Origin of the sequence: Lentilactobacillus parafarraginis DSM 18390 = JCM 14109 (genome assembly GCF_001435895.1) — a bacterium.
Classification (GTDB): Bacteria; Bacillota; Bacilli; order Lactobacillales; family Lactobacillaceae; genus Lentilactobacillus; species Lentilactobacillus parafarraginis.
Map to the genome: position 1 here is coordinate 1 of NZ_AZFZ01000122.1, position 3,122 is coordinate 3,122.

Consider the following 3,122-nt stretch of genomic DNA (forward strand, 5'->3'; position numbering starts at 1 on the left):
ATTTACTTTAACTTTGGGGGTACACCTCATACCGGATCCGTTTGTTTTCTGTGTATGATTTTAACTGATTTTGTTCATAAGTTGCTGTAAGCTCGCTTCACGGACACTTCGTGGTAAGAAACTGCGAATGTCTTCTTCGCTAAAGCCAACTTGAAGTTGTTCATCGTTGAAGATTAATGGTCGTCTGATTAAGTCAGGGTGTTGGACCATTAATTCGATTAATTGTGATACAGTTAAACTATCTAAATTGACGTGTAATTTACGGAAGGCGTTCGAGCGCGTTGAGATAATATCCTCACTGCCGTTTTCAGTTAAGCGAAGAATCCGCTTGATTTCATCGGCATTCAGTGGAATTCGCGTGATATTACGTTCTTTAAAGTCAATTCCGTGGTCCATCAGCCATTTGCGAGCCTTTCGACTGGAAGCGCTACTTGGTGCAACATATAAGTTCAACATAGTTACTTCTCCCCCTTTGTAACTAGCCAACAATAAATGATGAGTTATGTTATATAAGTCATCCAACGATTTAATATACTTATCATATCATATTTGTTAGGCTTGTCAACACTAATTTTAAGGCATTCTGAGATATTTGTACGGAATTGTTAACAAACGGTTTCCTAAAATTAAGTTGTTCACAATCCTTAATCATTAATGAATAAATAAATCACAATCGTTTCTATAATAAACAAAGGAGTTTTTAAATTGGAAATTGCGGGTTTTGGTGTCGAAGAATGGCTCAACCAGTGGGAAAAATCAGCCACCTATGATATTTCACAGAGTACGATTGATTCAATGACAATGAAGGAAGCCCTTTCATTAGACGGCAAAGATGGTGAAGAGTTCTACAAACTTCTCGATCGAAAAAAAATGAACTACGGGTGGATTGAAGGTTCCCCAGAATTTAAAAAAGCTGTCGGGAATCTCTATTCTCACGTTGATGTTGATAATATTCTTCAGACAAACGGGGCGTCCGGTGCCAATCATTTGGCATTGTATGCGTTATTGAATCCTGGGGACCACGTCATCTCAGAGTATCCTTCCTACCAGCAACTCTACGACATTCCCAAATCTTTGGGTGCCGACGTTGACTACTGGAAAATTCATGAGGATCAGGATTGGTATCCGAATATCGCTGAATTAAAGCGATTAATTCGCCCTGATACAAAATTGATTTGTTTAAATAATGCGAATAATCCAACGTGGACCTTCCTGGATAAGTCTTTTCTCCAGCAGGTCGTCGATTTAGCCAAGAAAGTCGGCGCTTACGTCCTGGTTGATGAGGTTTATATGCCATTAACCGATACGGATCGATACGCCTCTATCGTTGATCTATACGATCGGGGAATCGCCACCAATTCGGTGTCAAAGACGTATTCGATGCCCGGCTTACGAGTTGGCTGGACGGTTTCCAATAAAGCGGTAGCTGACCTGTTCCGAAAGTATCGGGACTACACAATGATTTCCTGTGGCGTGTTCAACGATGCCATGGCAACCTATATTTTACGCCATCGTGAGCAGGTCCTTGACCGGAACCGGCGCCTTGTTCTCAACAATTTGGCGATTTATAAAGAGTGGATTGATGCTGAACCACGGGCAAGTATGGTGCTGCCACAAGCAATTTCGACGTCATTTCCTAAACTGGATGTCCCAATTGACATTGAGGACTTTTGTATTCAGCTGCTTAAAGAACAGGGAGTTCTATTGGTTCCTGGCAACCGGTTCGATATGCCGGGCCACGTCCGCTTGGGATATTGTGCTGATGAGGCAACGCTTCGTGAGGGGTTGAAACGGCTTTCGGCTTTCTTGCGCCGGTATGATCGTTCATGATGGGAGCGAGAATTAACGATGGTTAACCGATTGCAGCTTCAACGGTTTTCGCGAACTATTTGCGCTCGATGGAGGTAAGTCAGGGTGATGATTGGTTTGAGGACGCGCCAACCAAAGGGGCATCAGCTGACTAATTTATGCTAAAAAAGAGCCCCATCGTCTGATAGTGCTCCCAGTTTGTTCTTCATGTTCGTGGCTGCAATTATTTAACCGTTTCAAGCGGTAGATTCATACCCTTCCAGCCCTCTAAGGCACCGGCAAGTTCAAATGCGTTGAATCCGGCTTTGAGTAGGGTCAAAACGGCTTGTTTGCCCAAAATTGTCCCGCCATTCCAGTCATAAACCACGTAGGTTTTAGCTTTATCCAGTTCACTAAGGTGGGCTGCTAAATCCTTTGCGGGCATCGCAACGGCGCCTTTGATCTGGTCTTTTTTAACCTGAGCAGGCGCGTTTCGAACGTCTAAAATAACATAGGGTGACTGACCGTTTTCGCCGGCTTTTAAGACGTTCATGGGATTGATGTACAAGCTTAAATAAGTTTCCAGTAAATTAATTTTTTCCGTGTTCATGATAGTCTTCCTCCAGTTGTTGAATCTTGTCCTTTGATTTGAGTAACTTTCGTAACAAATGAGCGAATTGTTGTTTCTCTTCAGCAGTGAAATCCTCAAATAATAGGGAACTTGACCGATAGTTGTATGGTAAGAAAGTTCTTAATAGTTTTTCACCAGCGGTTGTTAGTTGAACGTCGCGAACCCGCTTATCAGATTGAGATTGGTGACTGCTGACGAGCCCTTGCTGAGCCATTCCTCGCAATAACTTACTGATCGTTGGTTTAGTAACCCCCAGTTTATGGGCAATTTCGGATGGCAGGAGCTGTTTATCCTCTGCATAATATAAGAACATCAGAATGATGAATCTTGATTCGCTCAAATCAAAACTCGCCACCAGACTCTCGTAGTTCTTCTCAACTTCTCGATAGGCTAATTGGAAATCCAAGAACAGATGCACGGCATCAGGTGATACCTTCAAGTGTAATTGATCGGCCATTTCTTGAATTCGCTGTTTGCTTGGTCGATCGACAAAGTTGTAATAACTCACGGTTTGTCCCCCTTATTCATTTAGTTAGCCGGCTAACTAAATGAAGTATACGTCATTTGATCCAAAAAGGGAAGTGATTTTAACCCTTTTAGTTGGATTTTTCTATCACTTATGAAACGGTGGAATGGATATAAGTTGATTTCTGAGGCAGTCTAAATTTGATTAATTAACGCGTTGTGCTAGTTGTGTCACATT

General features: G+C 42.3%; 4 protein-coding genes. 1 reads left to right on the forward strand and 3 read right to left on the reverse strand.

What is annotated here, in order from left to right:
• Nucleotides 1-60 precede the first annotated feature (60 nt).
• Nucleotides 61-456: a transcriptional regulator Spx gene (gene spx, locus FD47_RS13995; RefSeq protein WP_008215444.1), complete on the reverse strand. Its 396-nt coding sequence runs from the start codon at nucleotides 454-456 to the stop codon at nucleotides 61-63.
• Between the two features lie 249 nt (nucleotides 457-705).
• On the opposite strand from spx, the gene FD47_RS14000 reads away from it, so the two are divergent.
• On the forward strand, nucleotides 706-1,830 hold the full coding sequence (locus tag FD47_RS14000) for an aminotransferase (RefSeq protein ID WP_056980816.1): 1,125 nt from the start codon (nucleotides 706-708) through the stop codon (nucleotides 1,828-1,830).
• A 202-nt stretch (nucleotides 1,831-2,032) separates the two neighbouring features.
• Here FD47_RS14000 and FD47_RS14005 read toward each other — a convergent pair whose 3' ends face one another.
• Nucleotides 2,033-2,398: a rhodanese-like domain-containing protein gene (locus tag FD47_RS14005; RefSeq protein WP_054736672.1), complete on the reverse strand. Its 366-nt coding sequence runs from the start codon at nucleotides 2,396-2,398 to the stop codon at nucleotides 2,033-2,035.
• Nucleotides 2,379-2,927, reverse strand: a complete 549-nt coding sequence (locus tag FD47_RS14010) for a MarR family winged helix-turn-helix transcriptional regulator (RefSeq protein WP_054736674.1) — start codon at nucleotides 2,925-2,927, stop codon at nucleotides 2,379-2,381. Before FD47_RS14010 ends, FD47_RS14005 begins: the two co-directional genes overlap by 20 nt.
• Nucleotides 2,928-3,122: the final 195 nt, after the last annotated feature.

What these genes read in the sequence shown, in the direction of transcription:
- spx (WP_008215444.1), bottom strand. Translation starts at nt 456, where the DNA reads ATGTTGAACTTATATGTTGCACCAAGTAGCGCTTCCAGTCGAAAGGCT.
- FD47_RS14005 (WP_054736672.1), bottom strand. Translation starts at nt 2,398, where the DNA reads ATGAACACGGAAAAAATTAATTTACTGGAAACTTATTTAAGCTTGTAC.